Annotated in this window: 1 protein-coding gene; it reads left to right on the forward strand. The window is 74.6% G+C overall.

Annotated elements, in window-relative coordinates; translation table 11 throughout:
* Positions 1–20: 20 nt before the first annotated feature.
* Positions 21–268: Lrp/AsnC family transcriptional regulator (locus SB719_RS20390; RefSeq protein WP_412159775.1), on the forward strand; the 248-nt coding region annotated here is incomplete at its 3' end.

Below are 268 nucleotides of genomic sequence, written 5' to 3' on the forward strand. Positions count from 1 at the left end.
GAGGACCGAAGGAGGGCCGCATGGTCTACGCGCTCGATGCCGAGCTGATCGCGCTGCTGGCCGCGGAGCCCCGGCTGGGCGTGTTCGAGGCGTCCCGGCGGCTGGGGGTGGCACGCGGGACCGTGCAGGCGCGGCTGGACCGGCTGCAGCGGAGCGGCGTCGTCCGGGACTTCGCACCCACCATCGACACGGAGCGGCTCGGCTACCCGGTGACCGCGTTCGTCACCGTCGAACTGGCGCCAGGCGGGGACAGCCTCGCGGCGACCGT

This window comes from Pantoea sp. SIMBA_079, from assembly GCF_046940275.1.
In the GTDB taxonomy this organism is placed as follows: Bacteria; Pseudomonadota; Gammaproteobacteria; order Enterobacterales; family Enterobacteriaceae; genus Pantoea; species Pantoea borealis.